The organism is Paenibacillus sp. RC73 (assembly GCF_044908085.1).
Lineage (GTDB): Bacteria > Bacillota > Bacilli > Paenibacillales > Paenibacillaceae > Paenibacillus > Paenibacillus terrae_A.
The window spans coordinates 264326-288136 of record NZ_JBIYCV010000005.1; the positions used below are offsets into that span (position 1 = coordinate 264326).

Annotated in this window: 16 protein-coding genes; 5 read left to right on the plus strand and 11 right to left on the minus strand. The window is 46.4% G+C overall.

Translation table 11 applies throughout. From position 1 onward, the window contains the following. Positions 1 to 32: 32 nt before the first annotated feature. The 4 genes from ABH897_RS14315 to ABH897_RS14330 all read right to left on the minus strand — a co-directional run bounded on the left by ABH897_RS14315 (position 33) and on the right by ABH897_RS14330 (position 5415). Positions 33 to 581, minus strand: a complete 549-nt coding sequence (locus tag ABH897_RS14315; RefSeq protein WP_283655998.1) for a GNAT family N-acetyltransferase — start codon at positions 579 to 581, stop codon at positions 33 to 35. Positions 582 to 717: 136 nt separating this feature from the next. Then, the gene (locus ABH897_RS14320; RefSeq protein WP_404580082.1) at positions 718 to 1638 is read right to left on the minus strand and encodes an NAD(P)/FAD-dependent oxidoreductase; all 921 of its coding nucleotides are present in this window, start codon (positions 1636 to 1638) and stop codon (positions 718 to 720) included. Positions 1639 to 1827: 189 nt separating this feature from the next. Beyond that, positions 1828 to 2331: a ferritin gene (locus ABH897_RS14325; RefSeq protein ID WP_283655997.1), complete on the minus strand. Its 504-nt coding sequence runs from the start codon at positions 2329 to 2331 to the stop codon at positions 1828 to 1830. A 135-nt stretch (positions 2332 to 2466) separates the two neighbouring features. Beyond that, positions 2467 to 5415 (minus strand): glycoside hydrolase family 48 protein, encoded by a 2949-nt coding sequence (locus ABH897_RS14330; protein WP_283656259.1) that lies wholly within the window; start codon positions 5413 to 5415, stop codon positions 2467 to 2469. Positions 5416 to 5732: 317 nt separating this feature from the next. Between ABH897_RS14330 and ABH897_RS14335 the strand changes: the two genes are divergently transcribed. Continuing rightward, complete coding sequence (locus ABH897_RS14335; protein WP_283655996.1) at positions 5733 to 6101, plus strand: DUF423 domain-containing protein; 369 nt, start codon at positions 5733 to 5735, stop codon at positions 6099 to 6101. A 79-nt stretch (positions 6102 to 6180) separates the two neighbouring features. On the opposite strand, the gene ABH897_RS14340 is transcribed toward ABH897_RS14335, so the two are convergent. Both ABH897_RS14340 and ABH897_RS14345 read right to left on the minus strand, forming a co-directional pair. Beyond that, positions 6181 to 7035 (minus strand): sugar phosphate isomerase/epimerase family protein, encoded by an 855-nt coding sequence (locus ABH897_RS14340; protein ID WP_404580330.1) that lies wholly within the window; start codon positions 7033 to 7035, stop codon positions 6181 to 6183. Positions 7036 to 7053: 18 nt separating this feature from the next. After that, positions 7054 to 7788, minus strand: a complete 735-nt coding sequence (locus ABH897_RS14345; RefSeq protein WP_404592259.1) for a thioesterase II family protein — start codon at positions 7786 to 7788, stop codon at positions 7054 to 7056. Positions 7789 to 8011: 223 nt separating this feature from the next. Between ABH897_RS14345 and ABH897_RS14350 the strand changes: the two genes are divergently transcribed. The 3 genes from ABH897_RS14350 (at position 8012) to ABH897_RS14360 (ending at position 12357) form a co-directional block, all read left to right on the plus strand. Next, positions 8012 to 10447 (plus strand): glycoside hydrolase family 94 protein, encoded by a 2436-nt coding sequence (locus ABH897_RS14350; RefSeq protein WP_404580329.1) that lies wholly within the window; start codon positions 8012 to 8014, stop codon positions 10445 to 10447. Positions 10448 to 10554: 107 nt separating this feature from the next. Further along, complete coding sequence (locus ABH897_RS14355) at positions 10555 to 11673, plus strand: GGDEF domain-containing protein (protein WP_404520092.1); 1119 nt, start codon at positions 10555 to 10557, stop codon at positions 11671 to 11673. A gap of 165 nt (positions 11674 to 11838) precedes the next feature. Continuing rightward, positions 11839 to 12357 (plus strand): NAD(P)H-dependent oxidoreductase, encoded by a 519-nt coding sequence (locus tag ABH897_RS14360; RefSeq protein ID WP_283655991.1) that lies wholly within the window; start codon positions 11839 to 11841, stop codon positions 12355 to 12357. Positions 12358 to 12508: 151 nt separating this feature from the next. Here the strand turns inward: ABH897_RS14360 and ABH897_RS14365 are convergent, their stop codons facing one another. Further along, on the minus strand, positions 12509 to 13486 hold the full coding sequence (locus tag ABH897_RS14365; RefSeq protein WP_404592261.1) for a helix-turn-helix transcriptional regulator: 978 nt from the start codon (positions 13484 to 13486) through the stop codon (positions 12509 to 12511). A 134-nt stretch (positions 13487 to 13620) separates the two neighbouring features. Beyond that, on the minus strand, positions 13621 to 14883 hold the full coding sequence (gene ectB / locus ABH897_RS14370; RefSeq protein WP_404520090.1) for a diaminobutyrate--2-oxoglutarate transaminase: 1263 nt from the start codon (positions 14881 to 14883) through the stop codon (positions 13621 to 13623). A 595-nt stretch (positions 14884 to 15478) separates the two neighbouring features. On the opposite strand from ectB, the gene ABH897_RS14375 reads away from it, so the two are divergent. Beyond that, entirely contained in the window at positions 15479 to 16171 is a 693-nt protein-coding gene (locus ABH897_RS14375) for a response regulator transcription factor (protein WP_283655988.1), read from the plus strand. Positions 16172 to 16176: 5 nt separating this feature from the next. Here the strand turns inward: ABH897_RS14375 and ABH897_RS14380 are convergent, their stop codons facing one another. From ABH897_RS14380 to ABH897_RS14390, 3 genes are all read right to left on the minus strand, one after another. Continuing rightward, positions 16177 to 18774, minus strand: a complete 2598-nt coding sequence (locus tag ABH897_RS14380; RefSeq protein WP_404520086.1) for a hybrid sensor histidine kinase/response regulator — start codon at positions 18772 to 18774, stop codon at positions 16177 to 16179. 144 nt (positions 18775 to 18918) lie between these two features. Then, the gene (locus ABH897_RS14385; RefSeq protein ID WP_404520084.1) at positions 18919 to 20919 is read right to left on the minus strand and encodes a methyl-accepting chemotaxis protein; all 2001 of its coding nucleotides are present in this window, start codon (positions 20917 to 20919) and stop codon (positions 18919 to 18921) included. 407 nt (positions 20920 to 21326) lie between these two features. Continuing rightward, complete coding sequence (locus ABH897_RS14390; protein WP_404520082.1) at positions 21327 to 23393, minus strand: thioredoxin domain-containing protein; 2067 nt, start codon at positions 23391 to 23393, stop codon at positions 21327 to 21329. Between the last annotated feature and the right edge of the window lie 418 nt (positions 23394 to 23811).

Here is a 23811-nt window from a genome sequence, read left to right on the forward strand (position 1 = left end):
GAGTCGGCTTCGTCCTTTCCCAGGTATCGGCCCTAATTGCGGTTAGCGGTCTCGGCTTCGTTTTTTTCACGAATATACGTTTCAAATAATTCGGGATTCACAACTTTACGCAGCACATGCATCGTTCCATCTCCTGTTCCATGGTCAAACGCATGAATACGCTCATATCCCCAACGCTCATACATAGACAGCAGATAGGGATGCTTTTCGGCTGTTGCCAGCGTAACGGCAGGAGCTCCCACCTGATCACGGATTATAGTCTGCTCTACCCAGTTCAGCAGCTTGCGACCGTAACCTTTGCCCTGAGCAGCCGGATTGACGGCAAACCACATGACAAATGGTAGATCCGTTATAAAATTAAGAGCTCTATTTTTGAGATGACTAACTGTAGCCTGAATTACACCATCGACTTCCAGCACGTAGCAGTCATTATTTTTAATGTTTTCCTGAATGATAGGAATATCTGCCTGAGCGGCAGGCCATTTAAGCTCCAACTGCCGAATTGTTTCGTACGCCTCATAAGTCACGTACTGCAATCTCTCCGCATCTTCCCGTTGTGCCAAACGATAGATTTCGCTCATGTTAACCCGCCTCTCCTTTATAAAAATTATTAATCCTATCTACTTAATCAGGAATAAAAGATAAAATAACTGTAGCATGCTCACAATCCAGCGACAAATTAATTTTTTCTATAAGCATATTTAAAATAACGATAACCTAGCGAAAGTGACCCCGAATTGCAAAATCCTCCTCCGTCAAATCCATGTTAACGCACATACCGGTTCGGCTGCCGTCGGCTGCGGCAAAAATCAATTGGGAAAGCATGAAGTATGAAGAATCTCCGGCGGCGTATACCCCAGGTATAGAGGTTCTTCCTGATTCATCCGTCTTGATCCCGCCCGACTCCAGCTTTTCACAGCCCAAACGTTCTCCAAACGGTGTACTTTGCACAAATTTGGGAGCGATGAAACCACCAGCCCTCGAGACTTGAGTTCCATCCGTAAAGCGAACATGCTCAAGCTGTCCATTGTGGCCGATGAAAGCCGCAACAGGCTGCTCCATCACAACAATTCCCTTTGATTGAAGCCATTTTTTTTGCTCGTCTGACAGGGTATCGTGGCCGTTCGTGCAGACGACCACATCCTTGCTCCAATTAAGGAGTAATTTGGCCGTATGATAGATGCCCGGAGATTCGGACACAACGACAAGCGGTTGATCCCGTAGCTCCCAGCCGTCGCAATAGGGGCAATTAAACAAGCTTTTTCCGTATAGTGGATAAAAGCCTTCGATCTCGGGAAATATCTCCTTTACGCCCGTCGCCAAAATCAGTTTTCGCGCTTGAACGCGAAGGCCTGACGAATCAAGCACCTCAAATCCGGATTCAGTTTTTTCAATCGAAACAACCTCGGTTTGCAGATGATCGACAGACGGATAGCGCAGTACTTCCTCATAAGCAACGCGACGGAACTCGGCCGGCGTTACGCCGTCTCTTGTAATAAAGCCGTGCGATGTATGCGTAACGGCATTTCTGGGCTGGTTGTTGTCGATCAAAGCCATACTTCGTCTTGCCCGGCCAAGCACAAGGGCTGCATTCAATCCGGCGGGTCCTCCGCCAATAATAGCACAATCGTAAATCATGATGCTCATCTCCTTTAAATAGATATTAAAGACTTATTATATCTATAATATTCTCGAATTCGCTAATGTGTCAAGCTGCACCTGATCATAAAAAACGAAAAAAAAGCCCGAAAACCGGGCTTTTCTAATTCCTCGTCTCATACCATGCCAGCCATATCCTTAGCATTCAGACGAAATGTGCATGTTGCTTTATTCCGCAGGGGCTGTAAAGCTGCGTTGGGCAAATTCACTGTCCAGCATATAAAAAGCGTTGCTATCTCTTTCAATACGCTTGAGCTTCTGGATCACATTGTCGAACAGAGCTTCCTCTTCGACTTGTTCATCAATAAACCATTTCAGGAAATGGATCGTCGCATGCTCACGTCCGTCCAGAGCCAAGTCAGCCAAATGATAAAATTTCTGCGTATTTTGCTGCTCATGCTTGTAGCCGTGCTCAAATACGTCCAACATGGAATCGTAGCTATTTTTAGGCTCCGGTAATGCTGCCAAAGTAGCTCGCCCTCTGCGGTCATTAATATATTTGTATAGCTTCATCGCATGAAAACGTTCCTCTTCAGCTTGTACCAGGAAAAAGTTTGCGAACCCATCCAGACTTTCGCCAGAGCAATAAGCAGCCATCGCCAGATATACGTGAGCGGAGTAAAACTCAAAATTCATTTGCTCATTTAGAGCCTGTGCCAAATTGTCTTTCATGTATCAGGTCACCTCGGTCATGTATGTAATGATGTAGCGATCTTAGTGTACCACGAAACCAATCATAAAAACGAGCGCAATGTGAGTTTTAAACACCCTCGCATTGCGCCCGCATCATCCAAGATTATTTTACATTCAAGGCTCCAGCCCCCATACACGCTGGTCGTTCACATACAGAGGCGTTTTGTTCCAATCTGCATAAGACGTCTTGGTCGCATCATAGGAAAAATCATCACTTTCGTTATAATTGCTCCAGTCCGTCTTGTTCAAGCGAACCTGAATATCCCCCGTGTTGGCTCCTGCTGCCAGACTTCCCGCACCAGCTCCAAAGGAGATTTCCAGATAGTAATCTGCGCCCGTAACCGCCTTATCCAGTTTCACAAAGCGTCCCTGAACGTTGCCGCTACCGAGCTGTGCATAGTCACAATGGAATTCCTGCGGTTTATCGCCATCCACTGTAAAGTAATACCGCAGCTTGACAGTCTTTAGATCAACAGCCTCTTTCCCCTTGTTTACAACACGGAAAAGCGGACGAATCTGATTATCTCCCGGGTTCGTGTCGCCCACGCGGTATTGGGCAATTACATCTCCCGTTGCCGGAATCGGCGCTGCTGTCGGCTTGGCGCTGACCTCGGCAGAATCCGGGCTGGTTCCTAAAGAATTAGTTGCACTTGCTACATAATAATAAGTGGTTTCATTCACCACTCCTGTATCCTTGTAAGTGCTATCCGTTACCGTTGCTACCGTGGTATAAGGTCCTCCACTGGTTGTGGAGCGCTTGACGGTATAGCTGTCGGCCCCCGTCGCTTTGCTCCAGCTCAGTGTAACCTGAGCATCCCCGGCACTTGCTTTCACATTTGCCGGAGCTTTGGGAGCTGTCGGCTCAGTTGTTCCACTATTGTTGATGAGACGGTCATATTCGGCATAAGCTGTCGCCATATCGACTTGGGACCAAAAACGGTGATACGTAAATTCCGGAGCGCCTTTATCCCATTTTTTCGTTTGATTATTCCATGAAGTTGTGTATTTGTCCTTGAGATAAGACCACTGAGGATCTTTGGTGATGTTAGGCCGGATATCGGTGTAGCTGGAATACGTACCATTACCACCCTTGGACGGATCAGAGGCGGTAGCGTCTGCGCCAGGAATGGTGTTACCTTGCCCCGTTTTACCACTCCATCCGTTCGGGATATACGCTTCTTTCGTAAAATAACGATAATAATCCTCACGTGCTTCCTTCGTGGTAATGCCCACGCCGTCGTTGTAACCCCATGCAGCATCGAGCAAAGCTTTGGACAGATCCTTGGCTTCCTTGCCTAATGCGGTGTAATCTCCTTTTTCGGCCTTCGTTCCGGCAGCAAAAAAAGTAAGCGCTTTAACATAACTGCCCAGCACTCCCGCATCTTGCCCTGGATTCTTCGTTACTACATGCAGATTGGCATTCCCCTTATGATTGGCAAATCCGGTCCAGGTTTCTGGCTTCCCGCTCCATTCCAGATTACCTGGCACCCAGAACTCGCCTTTAGCTGCTGTAGTGGCAACCTTCGGATTTTTACCACCCAGAATGCGCTTGCCTTGAGCGTCCAAATAGTATCCCTGCGCGTCTGTCACAGGACGTTCGTTGGCAAATGCATAGCTCTTGGACCATGCTACCCAGTTTTCCGTCACTTGCTTAGCCATTTTAAACTGCTCGGAAGAAGTATCACCCTTCTTGGCTAAAATGTAGTACAGCTCGGCAACCCGCTCGACAGGCCAAGCCTGCATTCCGAACCAATTGTTGGACGGTGGATCTTGGTATACAGGAGCGCCTGTATAAGCCATTCCATAGAAGGTGCTTGTGCCAGACGGATACGCCTTGTAGGCACCATCCCAGCTATTCGTTGCTCCACCTGCAATGGCTCCCTCATCGGATTGCAGCCACGTATAAAATTCCAGTTGGCGCTTCAGCGAGGTAGCCCAATCCTGTCCCGCCGTTGGTGAATTTGGTATTAATCCGCCATCCTGATCGGATAACGCGTAAGCCGCAACGACATTTTGGTAGCCCTGATGCGCGTGGCTGGCGCCAATCCGCCAAGCCCAGTTGCCGCTTTGACCCAGTCCGCCACCCCATGCCGTATACCATGCCATCAGATAGTGGCTGGCATCCTTGCCGGAACCAGCGGTCGGAGTCCCATTGGAAGCGCTTCCTATTTTTTGGAAGTATTTATCGTACATACCGTAACGTAAGTAGTCTCCCATCTTTTTCGCTTTATCCAAATATACCGAGTTGTCATATCCCAGTTCTTTCGCCCAGTACATGGCTTGAACCGCCCGTGCGTCCGCATCGGTGGCATTCGTGTAGCGCCATTGCTGTGCAGGAGCATTATTTTCCTTGGTAAACAGGCTCATAAAGCCTTCATTTGCTTTACCAAATTTTTGATTATCCTGCGATGGATGCGGGACGGCTTCCCAAACCGATTCCTGCTCCCCGCGTTGGAAGGTGTTCACATAGGCCGCTGTATGAGACGGATTCAGCAGATTGCCAAAACCGTACCAATTATCCACGTCCAGCAGCCAATGCATCAGATAGGTCTGATTATTGCCATAGGTTGCTTTCAGCTCTGCATCCAGCGGGTCCTTGCCACCACTATACTGACCACTCAGACGGCTTGGATATTGATCCGGCTGCGGATACTCTGCTGCATAGGTGGCTGGGCTGTTGGGGTTGTAGTTACTCATAGTAGGCTGTTCTTCCTTGCCATCTCCTTCATTAACAGGAATGATGTATTTCTCCATGTTGTCCCAAGCGGATTCCAGCTTCCCCCAATCCCCGGTATAATGACCATACAGCACTTCCAGCCACATCCAGTAGCTATAGGCTTCCGAGGTCGTTAAGTGTCCGTAGTCCGGGGCCTCGCTCATCAGGGTTTCAACCGAATGGTAAGGTATACCTTCCTTGGAAAAATATCCACTGGCCGGGTCCTTCAGTTGTTTGTACAATTGAAGAAAGCGTGTGGATTCCGGTGTTGCGGCTGAAGCACGGTCGGGTTCGGCTTGAAATATGCCCAAAGTTAGCGGAAGCACCAAAATGGCTGACATGACCATAGAGACAGATTTCCTGAACACGGATTTTCTGCTGATCACTTTTGCATTCATCCTCTCCATTATCAATTTTGGCTTTACACAAGATTTTATTTTGAAAAACAACAGCACAAAAAGACAGCACCATCACCTCACTTTCCCATAAAAAAGGTGGAGGACACGCTGTCCAATAGCTCCAAATGCTTCACATTGGCCCTGGAAAAAATATACCACACCCGCCGCGAAATGAGAGTCGAAAAAATCAATATGTTTAGAGTTTAATAATGAAAATTGACGAAATTGCATGAAATCGCTACGATTTCACAAGGAGGCGTTACAAAATGAAAATTTTACTGGTACTTGGTTGTACGATGATGTTTTTAGCCGTAGCCCTGGGAGCGTTCGGGGCACATGCTTTGAAAAAAAGACTTTCCGCAGACATGATGAGTATATTCCAGACGGGCATCCAATATCATATTGCCCACGGCTTGGGCCTGGTTCTGCTCGGAGCAGTTGCAGGAAATCTGGTCCATTCTTCTCTGGTCGTAACCGCAGGCTGGATTATGCTTATCGGTATTCTCCTGTTCTCCGGCAGTCTGTATGCTCTTAGCTTGTCCGGCGTGAAAAAGCTCGGAGCGATTACCCCGATTGGCGGGGTGGCTTTTTTGGTGAGCTGGGTGCTTGTGATTGTGGCGGTTGTACAAGATTAAACATAGCTAAAGAAAAGAGACTTGGAAAAGTAGACGCTTCCAAGTCTCCTGAGCAATTCCCGAATATGAAAGAATATTATTATTTCGTCTGTACTCCTTGCACCTTCTGAGCCGCTAAGCGATGACCCTCGATGTAACGTCTGGATTCAGCCATCTGGTGTTCCTGCGCGGCTTCCATAATGATGTGAACCCCCGGCTTGTACTGTTCCAGCAGTTCCATGTATAGGCCGTAATTCATGTCACCAAAACCCGGCGGCACGGTCTCGATCTCACCTGTCGATGACAAACGCCGGTCTTTGGCATGTGCCGCGATAATTCGAGGTCCTAGTAATTGGAACGCTTCGCGGATAACCTCATCCTGCCGTGCCAGATTTTCCGTTTTCAGCAAATTGCCCGGATCAATCACTACACCGATCTGGGATGACGGTACTTCCTCCAGCAAGGTAGCCAGTTCTACCGCCGTTCCGACCAAATGATCGTTAGCGGCCTCCAATCCTACGAATACGCCCCATTTTCCCGCCTCATCGGCTAATTCACGCACGACTTCCTTTACAACCTTCCAGTCTCGTTCCGTATATGCGCTGCCATCTTCATTACGTCCGACTTCGGCAGCCACCATCGGTGCCCCTAACAGGCTCGCATATCGGATCAGCTCTTTAAAGCGTTCTACATTTTCACGCAGCAGCTCCTCATCCTGTTCAAAAAAATGCAAATAGCATCCAAGAACCGATATGGATACTCCGTGCTTGCGGAATTCCTCCGCGATAGACAGCGCCAATCCCGGGCTGAACTTGCCCGGTTTGTTAAAGTCCACATCACTGATCGCTCTCCACGGAGCCAGTTGAACATGAGTAAAGCCCGCTGCGCCTACCTTTGCAGCCAACTCGCGATAAGGCAACTTGCCAAACAAATGCGCCAATACGCCTACTGTCACTGAAATCACCTCTTCTTTTTAATGTTGCGTCCTGCTTGTCACAGCACTGCTTTCCAAAGTCTCATTAATGATTTGCGTAATCCCTTCCACCTCATCATGAATAAAAAAGTGCCCCCCGTCTAAGGTGAAAATTTGAAAATTCTGATTCGTATGCTGCTCCCACGCTTCCGCATCCTGCAAGGTCATCGTGTTATCGGCCAGCCCTGTCAAGGCAGTGACCGAACAATTCAAAGGTACCGTTCGGGGCGTATACTTATACGTCTCAACGGCTTTGAAGTCCGCTCTTAGCACCGGGATAAAATAGTCGTACAATTCGCGATTGTCAAAAATGGCCTCCGAAAGCTGACCATATCGCTGCAAATGCGTTCTGAACTGCTCTGCGGGCAGATCATGGGCCCACGGGAAATCTCTCGGGACATGCGGTGCCCGTCCCCCAGATACGAACAGATGAGCTGGCTTGCCATAACCACCAGCCACCAGCTTGTAATACAGCTCGAATGCGATCATCGTTCCCATGCTGTGACCGTATATAGCATAAGGATCGCCGGGGGCTATCTCTTGACTGATCTTGAGCAGTAAATCCTCGCTCATTTCCTCGATGCTGTCTTTTAACGGCTCTCCGGAACGAATACCTCTGCCCGCCAGCTCCAGCGGGACAAGCTTAATCTGCGGAAGCAGCAGCTTTTTCCATTTGAAGCTGACCGATGCCGATCCACCTGCATATGGAATGAAAAACAATGTGATGGGTGCCATCCTTGCAACCTCCTGCCATGTTGAGTCTTAACTCTTTCATTTTAGCATAAAAAGGTATATTTACCCATTTCAAATATTTTGCAAATTCAAGAAACAAGGTCGGGGAAATCAAGCATCTTTTGCATCAGGCAGGAAACCGCTTCTTTTAGGAAGAACAGCTTCATGTTTGAATATAATAATGTGTTTGGTTTTATTTCTTTAAATTCGAGAGGAGTTCTACGCCATGAAGTACGGTTTCTTCGATGATGCTAAACAAGAATATGTCATACACACCCCTCAAACCCCATATCCCTGGATCAATTATTTAGGCAACGAACGATTTTTTGGACTGATCTCCAATACAGGCGGCGGCTATGCATTTTACCGGGATGCGCGCTTACGTCGCCTAACACGATACCGATACAACAATATTCCTGTCGATAACGGCGGCCGCTATTTTTATATTCATGATGACGGGGATTACTGGACACCGGGCTGGATGCCAGTCAAACGGGAGCTGGATCGGTATGAGTGCCGACATGGGCTTGGCTATACTTCAATTATGGGTGAACGTAACGGTATCCGGGCGACGCAGTTGGCTTTTGTACCGCTGTCCTTTGATGGCGAGGTACATCAGGTCAAGCTTCAGAATACTTCTGCTCAGACTAAAAAGATCAAGCTCTTTTCTTTTGTGGAATTTTGTCTGTGGAACGCCTATGACGATATGACCAATTTTCAACGCAACCTGAACACGGGCGAGGTCGAAATACAGGACTCCGTCATCTATCACAAAACGGAATATCGTGAGCGTCGCAACCACTATGCATTCTTCTCTGTCAATCGCCCGCTGGCAGGATTCGATACAGACCGTGAAGCTTTTCTGGGACTATACAACGGGCTGGATCAGCCGCAAACCGTCACCGCCGGGCAAGCCTCGAACTCTGTGGCCAGCGGGTGGTCGCCTGTAGGGTCGCATTGCATCGAAGTAACCTTGGAGCCAGGTGAAGATACGAGTCTTAACTTTGTACTTGGTTATGTGGAAAATCCGGAGAATGAAAAATGGGAATCTCCCGGTGTGATTAATAAAAAGCAGGCTCATGCCATGATTGCTCAATTCGCGGATGAAGCCGATGTTGAACGAGCCTTGAGTGAGCTGCGGGCCTATTGGAACACTCTGCTCTCCAAGTACACCATTCAGAGCCACGACGATAAGCTGAACCGGATGGTGAATATATGGAACCCGTATCAATGTATGGTTACGTTCAATATGTCGCGTTCCGCTTCGTATTTCGAATCCGGCATCGGGCGTGGAATGGGTTTCCGGGATTCGAATCAGGATTTGCTTGGTTTTGTCCACCAAATACCGGAGCGGGCGCGGGAACGGATTATCGACATCGCCTCCACACAATTTGATAACGGCGGGGCTTATCATCAGTACCAGCCTTTAACCAAAAAAGGAAACCACGAGGTCGGTGGCGGTTTCAACGATGATCCGCTGTGGCTAATTGTCGGCACCGCTGCGTATATCAAAGAAACGGGAGACTTCGCCATATTGGACGAACAGGTGCCTTTCGACGGAAATGCAGAGCACACCGCTACCCTTTTTGAGCATTTGAAGCGATCCTTTTATCATGTGGTTAACAATCTCGGCCCGCACGGTCTTCCACTGATTGGCCGGGCAGATTGGAACGACTGTTTGAATCTGAACTGTTTTTCCGCCACACCAGATGAGTCCTATCAGACCACACAAAATTTGGAGGGCCGCACAGCGGAATCGGTATTCATCGCCGGACTCTTCGTATATACAGGACCAGATTTTATCGAGCTGTGCAAGCGCAGAGGATTAGATGAGGAAGCAGCTACGGCCCAAGCCCATGTGGATCGGATGCGGACAGCCACGCTAGAGCATGGCTTCGATGGCGAATGGTTTCTGCGTGCCTACGACCACTATGGGAACAAAGTCGGCAGCAAGGATTGTGAGGAAGGCCAAATTTTCATTGAGCCGCAGGGTTTTTGCGTGATGGCCAGGATCGGAGTTGAGGAAGGTCAGGCTCAAAAAGCTCTCGACTCTACACGGGATCGGCTGGAAACCCCCTATGGCATTGTGCTACAAAATCCGCCTTATTCCCGCTATTACATCAATCTGGGTGAAATATCCTCTTATCCTCCAGGGTACAAGGAAAATGCGGGCATCTTCTGTCACAATAACCCGTGGATTATGATGGCGGAGGCCGTGATTGGCCGTGGAGATCGTGCATTTGAACTGTATAGCAAAATTGCTCCAGCCTATCTGGAGGACATCAGCGACATCCACCGCACCGAGCCTTATGTATATGCGCAAATGATTGCGGGTAAGGATGCCGTTCGTGAAGGCGAAGCCAAAAATTCCTGGTTGACCGGCACAGCGGCGTGGAACTTTGTAGCCATTACCCAGTCTATTCTTGGTATTCAGCCGGAATGGGATGGTCTGCGTATTGATCCGTGTATCCCTGCCGCTTGGGACGAATTTACAATCACTCGCGTCTTCCGTGGCGATACCTACGTGATCCAAATCACGAATCCACAACATATATCCAAGGGTGTAGCAACAGTCACACTAGATGGTACTATCCTCACGGACAATGTTCTGCCAGTTGCAGGAGATGGTGCAATCCATCAGGTTAAAGTGTTACTGGGCTGACAAGTACATTAACCCCTAAATCGACCCCTAAAAAATTAGCTTCAACTTCGTCACATAGTATCTTATAATACGAGAATGGCTAAAGATACATTAAGTGTGGTGACATCATGAATAAGACAACACGACTTACTCAAACAACCGATTATAAATTAAAGGAAGCTCGCTGGGTACGGAGAATGTTTTTATTATACTGGATGATTATAGCCGTACATTTTATTGCGCAGCTTGGTTGTTATTTATTTCTCGAATACCACGCTTCGTCTTATGAATTTTACGTTGGAGTTCTCATTGTTCCGACACTGATTATGTGTGGTTCCAATCTGCTTGCAGAGCTGGTTCATTATAAATACAACAGATATTCATTTGTGATCCTATTTGTGGCAAGCACGGTCATCTGCTGGACCATCATTCGTTTAAACTACGATATTGGGATTATCCCGGCGTTGTGCTTGTTGCCTATTTTCTCATCCATCCTGTTCTTCAATCGTCGCCTAATATGGTTTTCCTTTGTCTTGCAAGTTGGAGTCTTTTTACTTTTGCTGGCAGTGGATGGTTCTTTCCGTACCTACTTGTCGGTCTTTGATATTGTAGCGATTCTGATCTTTTTGATTATGTCCACTTTTATTGCCATTATTATTCAGGCAAGCGGCCGTGACCTGCTGTTGGATTTGTATAAAACACAGCGTGCTCACCAGGAATTAATGATTAGTAATGCGATTATAAGCAAAATGTCGATGACCGACGGGTTAACCAAGCTCTATAATCATTTGTCCTTTCAGAACTTCTATGAAAAAGCACTCGAATATGCTGAACAAGGCGCCATTATCCATCTCGCATTACTTGATATTGATAATTTCAAGAAAATTAACGACAATTACGGGCACCAGTTCGGAGATAAAATTTTGGAGAGCATTTCGCTAATCATTACAGAACAGATTACAGCTAATGATATTGCGGCCCGCTATGGTGGTGAGGAATTCGCCATCCTGATGTTCGAGCATACTTTTGAAGAAGCTTATCAAATCGCCGAAAACATCCGACATGCAGTGGAAAAGATGATCTTTCATGAAAAAAAGCAGAACATTTCCGTGACCGTAAGCATTGGACTGAAAAGCTATACAGAAGAAATGAACAAAGATTCGTTCTTTCAGGAAGCGGACGACTACCTATATCAAGCCAAGCGTTCTGGCAAGAATAAGATAGTTTCGCTCAATCATATCGCTTAATTCGACAGAGAATACTTCGCAGGATGAATTCTCCGGCACTCGCTTGCCGGGGATTTCTTTTTTAAGAGACAATCCATTTGACAAGAATATGAGTTGAAACTATAATAGTTACAAGTTATAACGTAATTTACTTACATAAAATAAGTTAAAGGAGATGTTTTTCATATGTCAACACTTGTTATTGTAACCCACCCTAATCTTGCGGAGTCCCGCGTTAACAAAAGATGGGTCCAGGAGCTCAAACAGCAATCGGGTGTAACCGTTCATAACCTGTATGAAGTATACCCGGATGAGAAAATCAATGTAGCTCAAGAGCAGGAACTGCTGGAGCAGCATGACCGTATTGTACTGCAATTTCCTTTTTACTGGTATAGCACCCCTTCCCTGCTGAAAAAATGGCAAGATGTGGTTCTGACTTACGGTTGGGCTTATGGAAGCGAAGGTGGCAAATTGGAGGGCAAAGAGTTACTGATTGCTCTGTCTGCCGCTAGTGTAGAGGAAAACTATCAACATGACGGACGGAACAGATACACAATCGAAGAACTGTTGAGACCTCTCGAAGCTACAAGCCACTTGATTGGTGTCAAATTGCTCCCTTATTTCGTACAATATGGTGCTGGGGTTCTGACCGACGAGCAGCTTGAGCAATCCGCACAAAAATACGCGCAAGCCGTTACTTCTTAATTGAATTGCAAGAATCCCCTTGGTTGGAGCTGCCACCTGCTGTGAAGCAGAACGTGGCATTCTACCGACCAAGGGGATTTTTGATTTTAATTTTTCAAATCAGGAATGATAAAGAACTGCGTTCTTTTGCTGGTTTGCGGGAATGGGTTAATTAGCGGAATAAACGATTTCGGACGAGCGTACCCGGATTGCAGCCGTATTTTTTACGGAACGCCTCTGCAAAGTAGCTTGGATTGGAATAGCCCACCGCAAAAGAAACTTCCGTAACACTATTTCCTCCGACTTGCAGCAAATGAAGTGCCTGCTCCAGCCGTTGTTCGCGCAGATCTCCAAAGACGGTTGTTCCGTACATTTCCTTGTAGCCCATTTTTAATTTGTAGTCGTTCATGCCGATCATACGTGAAAGCTGCAAGAGAGACGGCGGCTCCGCCATGTGCTCCAGCATAATTTGACGCGCCCTCTTAATTTTGGAGATTTCATCCCGGTTCAAGGAGACGGGTGGATCATGCCCATTCTCGAAAAAGGTGTGTAAAGCCAGCATCCACAAATCCAATACGGCACATTCCATTTCTATATTGCGCATCGAGCCGGATTGAATTCCCTGCATTAGCTGAGTCCATTTGGAGACGGCAACTGGACTCATACGAGCCTGAAAAGCGCGAAATGAATGGGGTCCGAGTAAATCCGCAAAATCAACACTCCTTCTTCCGTCCGCCTCTTCCATAAAATAATGAAACGTCGATATCGGAATCCCGATTCCCAGCATCGTAAATTGCTCATTCGCCGTAAATTCAAAGCGAGCTTCGCCCGGCTTCAGGAGCTGTAACGAAAAATGCCCCGGCACAATTTCATGCCGTACTCCCGACGCCTGAACCTCCCGTCCGCCCCGGAAACAGCAGGTAAGCTCCACCATAGGCACAGAAGCCACAAAATCAATCGTTCGGCTTTGATGAAAGGTATAATCGGAAACCACAAGCTCCATATCCAGACGCGGGGAGCAACGGCAAATAGTACCCTTCCCTACGGTTTGTATAAGTTCCAACGGAGCTTTATCGCCTGTAACGTCAAAGTTCAGCTCCAATTTTTCAAGAAACAGATTAAAATTATGATGAAAAGTAGCTTCCTGCACAGCGTTTCACTCCAGTATTGTTCATTGATAATTATTCTCATCATACCGGATTAATGGTGATTTGACAAAGAACCTCCTGCCGCTAGAAAATAGCAGCGATGGAGGTTCCCGTCAATCTGTTAAAATATGAAGATTTACAAAGTAACCAGTGTGCTGGACACCTGAACCATGCTCTCTTTAATGATGTTGCAGCCTTCACGCAGGTTTTCCAAGCTGATCGTTAGCGCAGGCATAATTTTAATCACCGTATCGTTACGTCCAGCCCGCTCAATAATGAGGCCCCTGCTAAAGCAAAGAGCAGCTACTTCTTTGGCAAAGGCTTCTCCCAGAGGAGACACATCAATTCCCCAGATCAGTCCCAAGCCGCGAATGTCAATGAGAGGGTCAATCGTTTGAATATGTTCATACAAAAATTGCTGAACAAAAGCTTCTTTCTCTTTTACCTGTGCTTCCAGCCCTACCGTATCCCTGAACTCCAGCGCAGCCTTGGCGGCTACAAAAGCAAGCTGGTTCCCCCGGAAGGTACCATTGTGCTCGCCAGGGCTCCAAATATCCAACTCCGGCTTGAGCAGTAGCAGTGACATCGGCAAACCATAACCACTGATCGACTTAGACAAAACGACCATATCAGGAACGATACCCGCGCGCTCAAACGAGAAGAACGAACCGACCCGACCGCAGCCGACCTGAATATCGTCAACAATCAGCAAAATATCATGATCATCGCACAGTTGCCGCAAATCACGCAGCCATTCAGTATCGGCAATGTTAATACCACCTTCAGCCTGTACCGTTTCCAGAATGATAGCCGCTGGCTTTTCCACCCCGGAATGGGTATCTGTTAAAAGCTGCTCCATATACAAAATGGTATCCAAGCCGTTAAACGTACTGTTAAAGGGGATGAAGGTAACGTTATTCAGGGATACACCAGCACTCTCTCTCATGGAGTTGTTACTGGTAACGGACAAACTTCCTAGAGACATGCCGTGAAATGCGCCCATAAAAGCAAAAATCCCATTTCTTTTTTTGACTTTGCGTGCAAGCTTCAGCGCTGCCTCTACCGCATTGGTTCCCGTTGGTCCGCAAAATTGCAGCTTATAATTCAAGCCCTTGGGCTGGAGAATACGCTCGGAGAAAGACTCAATAAACTCCTGTTTCGCCGTTGTGTACATATCCAGACCGTGCATGATCCGATCAGAGGTTAAGTAATCCAAAATCCGATTTTTCATAAAATCGTTGTTATGTCCGTAGTTCAAGGCCCCTGCTCCGGCAAAAAAGTCGATATATCCCTCTCCTGCCTCCGTATACAGCACATCGTTTTTCGCTTTGTTGAAAACAACCGGAAAGTTTCTGCAATAGGATCTTACATTGGACTCCAGTGCTTCGAATGTGTTCATTGATTTCTCGTCCTCCCGCTGACCTGATTTGGAAAAAATACAAGCATGGAAAGCAAAAAAAGTGTAAATATGTAAGCTAAAAAGAGAAGACAGTCCGAATCTCAATGGGGTAGCCACACCAAAAAATCATGAGTACGATCACAGGAACGATTAGAGTACAGAAAATAAATGCAAAATAGTCTATGGAGTGTAAATTAAATTCCAGAAGATTAAATGGTGGGGGGTTCTAAGGGGCCTATCAGTGGATGTCACTCCTATGTAATAAAATACCATAATTTTTTTTAAAGTCAATGCATGCTTCTGATGTGTTTTGTTAAATTTTTGTAATCGAGTGTTGAGGACTTGTTGCATTTTGTTAATTCTCCACGAAAAATGTCGGAATAGAGCTGAAAATCTTATAAATAGAGCATTTCCATATCAAAAAAGTATAAATCCGTTCTGCCCGGCTATTGGTTTGCCCGATCCCCCTGATCTTTTGACAGACTGTCCAAAGGGGGTTACTCTATCAAAAGAACTTGCCAAAAACTTTTTGAATGCATTGAACCTATCCTAACCATTTGACTCGAATTTGATAGAAAGATAAGGAAATATCATTATGTCTAATGTTTTGATTATTGAAGATGACAATATGCTGGGAGATACCCTTTCCTTGTATTTGACTGGAGAAGGCTACAACGTTACCCGGGTGGAACAGGCGGCTGAGGGAATTGCCCGGCTGGGTATGGTGCAGCCTGATATTATTTTGCTAGATCTACTGCTTCCAGATTTGGATGGTGTCAATCCCTGCCCACTGGTACGCAAGCATACGGATGTGCCAATCATCGTGATTTCTTCAGAAAACAATATCTCAGAGCGCATCCGTACACTTACGTTGGGAGCAGACGATTATATTTGCAAGCCTTTCAGTATGCAGGAGCTAAAGGCGCGAATCGAGGCTCTTTTCCGTCGTATTGAAATCACACGGTTACAGGCAAGAGGCCTTGCGCCTGAAGCCGAGCCTGAAACAGACATTGTTTTGGATCTGGCGCGAAGAATGATTACCGTTGATGGGCAGATTGTGGAGACGACATTTTCGGAATTTGAGCTTATGAAGCTTTTTTATTTGAACCGGGGAATTGTATTCAGCCGATATGCCTTGATTCAAGCTCTTCGTGGCACAGACTCCTTTATTAATGAGAGGGCTGTAGACGTACATATCAACCATTTGCGCAGGAAAATCGAAAAAGACCCTAAAAAGCCGAAATTAATCAGGACCATCTGGGGAATTGGTTATAAATTTGTGCAATAGCACGATCAGCTCCAGGGAACCGATGACTTGATTTGGTTAATCTCCTTTTGAACCAAGCTCAATTGCTCTCGCCAGTCTGGATACATCTTCCCTGGTGAGGTTTCATGGCTACGTTTCAATCCCTTTTCCAGCTCTATGACTTTTGCCAGCAGCCCGGACGCAAACAGGTTTCCTGCCCCTCCCTTAAGCGAGTGGATTAATCGGAGAGCGGCAGATAACTGTCCGTTGTCCATTTTCCTCGTCAATCTTTTATCGAGATGCTGGTATTCCTGAATCCATTTGTAAAGGGCAAATTGAAAAATATATACCTTTCCATCCATGCCGGCTATCGCCTGTTCCGCGTGAACACCATGTAATTCTTGCAGCCATGCTAAATGAATCCAGCTGTTTAACACTCTTACAGCATTCAGTTCATGGACAGGCTTGAGCAGCACAGCATTAATGCCTGAACGAAGGCAAACCTCCTGTTCATGCTGCGCAGCATCGGCCGTAAAGGCGATAATTGGAAGTCTGTTAAAAGCTTTCTTGCTGCGAATATGTCTGGCCGTCTCAAAGCCATCCATCTCTGGCATATGCAGATCAAGCATTACCATATCCCAGGAACGCAGTTCCAGTGACTCTAACAGTTCTCTTCCATTTGCAACCATGGTTACTTCAAAACCGCGCTCTGCCAGGAACTCGGTAATTACCACCTGGTTAATCTCATTGTCCTCCGCTATGAGAATTTGATACTTCTGTGTTGTAATCTCTCTTTCATAACGAGGGCTCATTATCGTATATGTATCCAGAGTATTAACATCTACAGACACTGTCTTTTCCTTTTCCAGCCTCCAGCGAATAACCTCCAATACAGCGTTTCGAGTCACGGGCTTGGACAAAAAGGCATCCACCCTGCTATCCTCGTCCCCAACTGCTATCCCTTCCATCTGGAACACTGTTGTAAGTCCAATGACCTGAGTCATCTGTCTATTTAGCAATTGAAGCCATTGTCTCCGTGTATCCAGCTCTCTAAAGCCATTCATCCCCATGTCGACCATAACCAAATCAAAATATTCGCCATTTTGAAAAGCTTCCACACATTCCTGAAAGGATGAAATGGTGTATGTTTCTAATCCTATGCTTTGTAGTAATTCGTTCAGACTAAATCTCAACAGCTCATGCCGCACAACAATTAAGGCTTTGCCGCTTATTTGTTTTTCTATCTGTGCGCCTTCCGGATGTAGATCCCCGATATTCAGTTCGACATTAAAGTAAAACCGACTGTATTCTCCCAATCGGCTTTCAACCTCTACATTCCCGCCCATGGCTTCAGCCAAATGCTTGCTAATGGCCAAACCCAGCCCGGAGCCCCCATATCGGCGGCTGGTTGATGTATTCGCTTGGGTAAAAGGGACAAACAGCTTGTTCACACCCACCTCGGAAATACCTATACCCGTATCCTCCACCATAAAGGACAACACTACCCGTCCGTTCTGCTGGCTTAGCATTTTCACCTCTAACAATACATGTCCCTGATCCGTAAATTTGACGGCATTAGTCAGAAGGTTTAAAAGCACCTGTTCCATCCGCAATGGATCACCTTTAACACTTTTGGGTAATTTGGGGTCCGTTATAAAAATGATCTCTATTTCTTTGTGTTCCAGCAAAGTACCCACCGTATCTGCAAGATGCCTAAGCATTTTTTCCAGCTCAAACTCCTGTCTTTCCAATTCCAAACTGCCTGCTTCCATCTTGGAAAAGTCCAGTACGTTATTGAGCATGGACGAGAGGGTACCCGAGGAGGCGAGCAGCTTGTCAAGGTAGTCTTTTTGGACAGCAGTCAGTTCCGTCTTGTTCAACAGCTTGGACAGACCGATGATCCCATTCAGCGGCGTGCGAATTTCGTGGCTCATATGAGCCAAAAAAACGCTTTTGGCATGGTTAGCCTCGTCTACCTCCTTTCTTTTCTGCTCGGAAGCTTTATACTCCGTAATATCCATTACGTGACCGATGACATGCTTGGTGATCCCGTCCTCCCTGACCGGATGTAAGGTAATTAAAGCCGAGTATTCCCAAAACTCCAGCTCAAATACCGTCCGGTCACCGAACCATGCCTGTTTGTAGTACTCGCTAAGCTGCTCCAGCGTTTCAGAGGAAAGCTCGAAAATATCCCCGAGTCGCTTAACATGCTCCCTTCGATTATAGCTGACTTGCAGATCCATACCCATGCGCTCCAGCAAGCCTCCTTCGAGCAGCCTATAATAAAATTCGTCGCCGCTTTTCTCCAGCCTGAAGGTAAAACCGGGTTGAACCCGAAGCACATTTAGGAGATCACGGTTTTGGCCCAGTAAACGTTGTTCATATGTATGTTTAATGATCCAAACGCGTACAAACAAAGCGATGAACATCAGACCAATCCCTAGCTCCAGCACACAAGTCATCAGATCTCTATCACTTATGCCAAAATATAAGAATAGAATTCCTGTCACTCCATAAAAAACACGCGTGATCGTCTGCCGAATGAGCTGAGAAATCAGATTGCGGCGCGCAAATGTAATAGGCGGCTGAAAAGTCAAAACAATTAATAATATCACGATAACATAAAGCACCAAGTCTCGAACCAAGTGTTCTCCCTCCTGTAATCTCCCTACTTTGTAAGCTATATTGGAAATATAAAAAAACTCAGGACAGATTCCTTATGCCATAAGGCTTAAAGAACTGTCCCGAGCATTCATTGTACTATAGATTCCATAGGGTTCAAGTTCGTTTTAATACTTGAAACGACCAATCATAGACCTCAACTCAGCAGCCATTGTTGATAGCAGCTGAGCAGAGGCTGATATTTCCTCCATGGAAGCCAGCTGCTCTTCTGAGGAAGCGGCAACTTCCTCAGAAGTAGCAGCATTACCGGTTGCAATCGTCGCCAGCTCGTTGGCTGTCGCTGCAATCTCTTGTACACTCGCTGATATCTGTTGTGCAATCGCAGCAACCTCCTCCACCTGAGGTGTGGTCTCCCGAATGCCTTCCATCGCGTCTCCCAGCTTGACAATGGTTTCTTTAGAAATCTGCAGCCCATTCTGAACCTCAGTCGTAACACGGTTCATCGTCTGAACCGTGGTTTCCGTTTCATGCTGAATTTCGGCAATCAATGTGGCAATCTGTGTTGCAGATGCCTGCGATTGCTCTGCCAGCTTGCGCACCTCATCTGCAACGATGGCAAAGCCCTTGCCATGATCACCTGCTCTAGCCGCCTCAATCGCTGCATTCAAGGCCAGTAGGTTCGTCTGATTGGATAGTTCACCAATAACCTTGGTAATTTCACCGATTTCCTGTGAGCGGGCTTGCAAGGCTTGAATCATTCGGTTAGATTGCTCTACCGAATGGTGAATCGAATTCATTTGTTCGCCTGTTTGCTCAACGGATTTCCGTCCTTCCTCTGCTTGTAAAGAGGATCGTCTGGCCAAATCGGCTACCGAGATTGAGCGTTCCGCAATTTGTGTGACTCCCTGTGCAATTTCATCAAGGGCTACTGAGTTATTTTCCAGGCCTGTAGTCTGCTTCTCTGCTCCACTGGCAATTTCCTGAACAGCCTGTGATACCTGCTCACTTGCAGCACTGGTTTGTTCTGCGCTTACCGTTAGCTCGTTCGAGGATCTAGCGACATGATCTGCACTTTCCCCTACGTTCTGAATGACAGATCGCAAGTTATCCTGCATGTTTCGGAAAGCCAGTCCCAATTGACCAATCTCATCCTCGCTCTTCACTTGAATGTCCTGCGTCAGATCCCCTGCGCTCACATTAACCGCTTGTTCCTTCAATTTTAAAATAGGTTTGATGATGGAACGAATCAGGAAATAGACAATGATTATACCCACCACAAGACACCCGACGACCGTAAGCAAGGTGCTGATCAAAATCGGCTGTGCTGCTTCATCCACTTCAGATAAATACAGCGTTCCGCCTATCTTCCAGCCTGTCAGCTTGTTGGTCGCATAGTTCATATATTTGGACTGACCTTCATACTGATACTCGTATTCACCAGCGTCGCTCTCATACATGCGTGATTCAATATCTGCTATTTTGGTGCCTGGTGCCTTCGTCGGATGAACAATGTAAGTGCGCTCGCTGTCCAGCAATATGGCATAACCTTCACGACCTACTTTAATATTGTTCAGTGTCTCCTTAATACCGCTAACTTTCAGATCGATGCCAATAACACCCGAACCATCCGTCGTGGCTCTGGACACCGTAACCGTCATTTGCTTGGAGGATGCGGAGAGATAGGGCGCACTAATCGCTGTTTTTGCTTGTTCCTTTATGGACTGCTCATACCAGGATCTGACTCGGGGATCATAATTATCCGGTAATTCCTTCTGTGGATAGGTTGTAAATTTACCACCTTTCGTTCCATAATAAATGGATTCTGTTTCAGGATGAAGTGCAATATATTGCTTAAAGAATTCTTCCAAATTCGCCGCTTGTTCCTCCGTCTCCACCAGGTTGCCTTTTAGCCTTTCAGCGAAATATTCTGCATCATGCACCTTGGGTGAAATGGCGCTATCAATAATAAAATTAGTGCGGGTGATGACCTGCTCGGCGCTATCTTCAATCTGGTTTAGAATCTCCTGTCTGGCGCTCACAAATGATAGAGCCCCAACAATCATAGATGGTATGATCAAAAAAGCAATAAAAGCGACCATCAGCTTCGTTTTAAAATTATTGCTGAGCATCCTTCCCACGTGCCATGGTTTTCCTGCAAACTTCTTCATTAGTCAACATCTCCAATTCATCATCTGGATTGCTTGCATATTGTGAACCGCTTCGCTTTGCCAATGATTATTCACTCGACAAATTCACTTCCTCTTTTCCGTTCTTCATCATCTCCCTCTAAAACACTTCGACACAAAAAAGATATAAACACGACAACGAATAGGTATATGTACTTATTTTTTAATGAAGCAAGGCTCCTTGGAACCGATTCCTTAATATAATATACCTAAAAACTATTAAAAAAAATGCACAGAACATGTTAAGGAAATGTTAGTTTTAACTCACTATACCTACCTCTAAACATGAAATAATCCCCTTGAGGTTGGCATACATAAGGTCATTTTTCGAAAATCACCATATGCTTGTTACCCCAAGGGGATCAAATTTGTTTTTTATTTTAGGTTAATCAATTCAGTAAAGCCTTAAGATCATCGAGACGGGTGACAGGTGCCTGGCAGGCGAAATGCTCGCACACATACACAGCCGGTTTGCCATCGACGAGCGTGTAATCACGGATATAATGGACGATGTCTGCGATTGCGGACTGCCCCTCATCCTTCAAAATAACAACTGTATTCGGCCTGAATCCGGCTTGAACCGCTCGAATAAACTGGTCGGTCTGCGGATCATCCCTATGCCCCACAATAACAATTTCCTTCGTCGTTCCCGACGCATACAATAGCGAGCTAAGCAGCGCCGAGTAACCCGTTGGGTATTGAACAACCAAGCCACCAAAAACCTTGAATTGCTTGGCTGAATAGTCCTCCAACCGAGATTCCCCCGTCAACCGTGCCAGTCGCATCCAATTATGGGCCGCAATGCTGTTACCGGATGGAATCGCTCCATCATATACCTCTTTGGGCTTGGCGATCAATTGCTCACCATCTGATCCGTAAAAGAACAGTCCGCCCCGTTCCTCATCCCAGAACAAGTCGATCATATCCTGATTAAGCGTTAACGCCCGTTGCAGATATTGTACATCAAAGCTCGCCTGGTACAGCTCAATCAAGCCCCACACATAAAAAGCATAGTCATCTACATAGCCGGGATAAGCTGCATCCCTGTCCCGATAACGCGCCAACAGCCGTCCGTCGTCCCGTCTCAGATGGTTCCACAAGAACGTCTCTGCCCTCTGTGCCAGTTCGGTATATTTAGCCTCTCCAAATGCCTGTCCCGCCTTCGCTAAAGCAGCGATCATCAACCCGTTCCACGAGGTCAAAATCTTGTCATCCTTGTGAGGATGAACCCGTTGCTCTCTGGCAGTAAACAGCTTAGCTCGCAGCTCACTGGCCCGTTGCTCCAATTCCTGTTCAGTCAAGTCATGCTTGATCCCGTAGGCTTCCAGATTTATATCAATCAGGTTCGGAATGTTATGTCCTTCGAAATTGCCGTAAGGTGTAATCCCGTACAAATCGTTAAAAAAGGCGGCATCCTTATCGCCCAGTATAGCCCTTACCTCAGACTCGTCCCAAACATAGAATTTGCCCTCTTCTCCTTCGGAATCCGCATCCTCCGCTGAATAAAAGGCTCCTCCAACATCTGTCATGTCCCTTGCGATATATGTAAAGATTTGTTCCGCAATCCGTCGATACAGCTCCTTGCCAGTGACTTGCCAAGCCTCCGTATAAGCAATGGCCAGCAGAGCGTTATCATATAGCATTTTTTCAAAATGAGGCACCAGCCACTTCTCATCCACCGCATAGCGTGAAAATCCCATGCCCACATGGTCGTAAATTCCACCCCGATACATCGCATCCAGCGTCTTCTCTGCCATTTCCAGTGCCTGCTGATTTCCAGTGTGCTGTGCATATCGCAGCAAAAAAGACAAGTTATGCGGAGAAGGAAACTTGGGAGCTTCCCCAAAGCCGCCATAGTCCTTATCAAAGGCAAAGCTGAATTGATGAAAGGCTTTGTTCAGACTATGCTCGTCCAGTTCGCCCCGATAACTGGCAAGCTTGTCGTGGCGTTCATGCTCGGTAAGCACCTGTTCGCCCAGTTCCACCAATTCGTCAGGTTGTTCCTTCCAACGGGCAGCCACCTTGTCCAACAGCTCCATTAGACCCACACGGCCAAATTTCTGCTCTTTGGGCAAATACGTTCCCGCAAAAAAAGGCTTGTGATCCGGCGTCATCAAAATCGTAAGCGGCCAGCCCCCATGCCCCGTCATCGTCTGACAGATGGACATATAAATATGATCCACATCCGGACGTTCCTCCCGATCCACCTTAATGGATACGTAGTCCCGGTTTAACAAATCCGCAACCTCTTCATCCTCGAACGACTCTCTCTCCATAACATGACACCAATGACAAGTGGAATAGCCGACAGATAAGAAAATAGGTTTATTTTCTCGTCTCGCTGTATCAAACGCTTCTTCACTCCACGCATACCAGTTCACTGGATTATGAGCGTGTTGGAGCAAATAAGGCGATTTCTCAGCGATTAATCTATTGGGCTTGCTGTTCGTTGTCATGGGGCATCACCTCTTTTCGGTTGGATTTGGGTAAAGATATGCTTAGTGTTAGTTTACCCAAATGAGTCGCAATCATCAATTTCGGATTACCTTAACAGTTCTCCTCATATCTTTTATCTTTAGTTTCAGCGCATACTCAATCTCTGAGTTAGCTCACGAGCTTCAAACTATATAATCACTCACTTTGCAAAACCAAACCATGTGAACAGAATCAGGTCCCCAGTAGTTCTTTTACTGCCTTATAGGGCTCTCCAAAGATCGTAATATCTTTAAAATCATTTTGTTGGAGTAATTCAATGAAAGCTCGCTCAATAGCGATTTTTGTTTTATAAATTCTGATATCTTCATTCGTTTAACCACTTGCTCCTTATGTGTAAGTTTTCGAACACTTCATATATAACATGTAAGATATCTTACA

Excerpts from the sequence above, each read along its gene's own strand:
- ABH897_RS14330 (WP_283656259.1), bottom strand. The coding sequence starts at position 5,415 with ATGGTCATGTCAGCCATTTTGGTGCTTCCGCTAACTTTGGGCATATTT.
- ABH897_RS14385 (WP_404520084.1), bottom strand. The coding sequence starts at position 20,919 with ATGAAGAAGTTTGCAGGAAAACCATGGCACGTGGGAAGGATGCTCAGC.
- ectB (WP_404520090.1), bottom strand. The coding sequence starts at position 14,883 with ATGAACACATTCGAAGCACTGGAGTCCAATGTAAGATCCTATTGCAGA.
- ABH897_RS14335 (WP_283655996.1), top strand. The coding sequence starts at position 5,733 with ATGAAAATTTTACTGGTACTTGGTTGTACGATGATGTTTTTAGCCGTA.
- ABH897_RS14350 (WP_404580329.1), top strand. The coding sequence starts at position 8,012 with ATGAAGTACGGTTTCTTCGATGATGCTAAACAAGAATATGTCATACAC.
- ABH897_RS14360 (WP_283655991.1), top strand. The coding sequence starts at position 11,839 with ATGTCAACACTTGTTATTGTAACCCACCCTAATCTTGCGGAGTCCCGC.
- ABH897_RS14320 (WP_404580082.1), bottom strand. The coding sequence starts at position 1,638 with ATGATTTACGATTGTGCTATTATTGGCGGAGGACCCGCCGGATTGAAT.
- ABH897_RS14355 (WP_404520092.1), top strand. The coding sequence starts at position 10,555 with ATGAATAAGACAACACGACTTACTCAAACAACCGATTATAAATTAAAG.
- ABH897_RS14390 (WP_404520082.1), bottom strand. The coding sequence starts at position 23,393 with ATGACAACGAACAGCAAGCCCAATAGATTAATCGCTGAGAAATCGCCT.
- ABH897_RS14375 (WP_283655988.1), top strand. The coding sequence starts at position 15,479 with ATGTCTAATGTTTTGATTATTGAAGATGACAATATGCTGGGAGATACC.
- ABH897_RS14345 (WP_404592259.1), bottom strand. The coding sequence starts at position 7,788 with ATGGCACCCATCACATTGTTTTTCATTCCATATGCAGGTGGATCGGCA.
- ABH897_RS14325 (WP_283655997.1), bottom strand. The coding sequence starts at position 2,331 with ATGAAAGACAATTTGGCACAGGCTCTAAATGAGCAAATGAATTTTGAG.
- ABH897_RS14315 (WP_283655998.1), bottom strand. The coding sequence starts at position 581 with ATGAGCGAAATCTATCGTTTGGCACAACGGGAAGATGCGGAGAGATTG.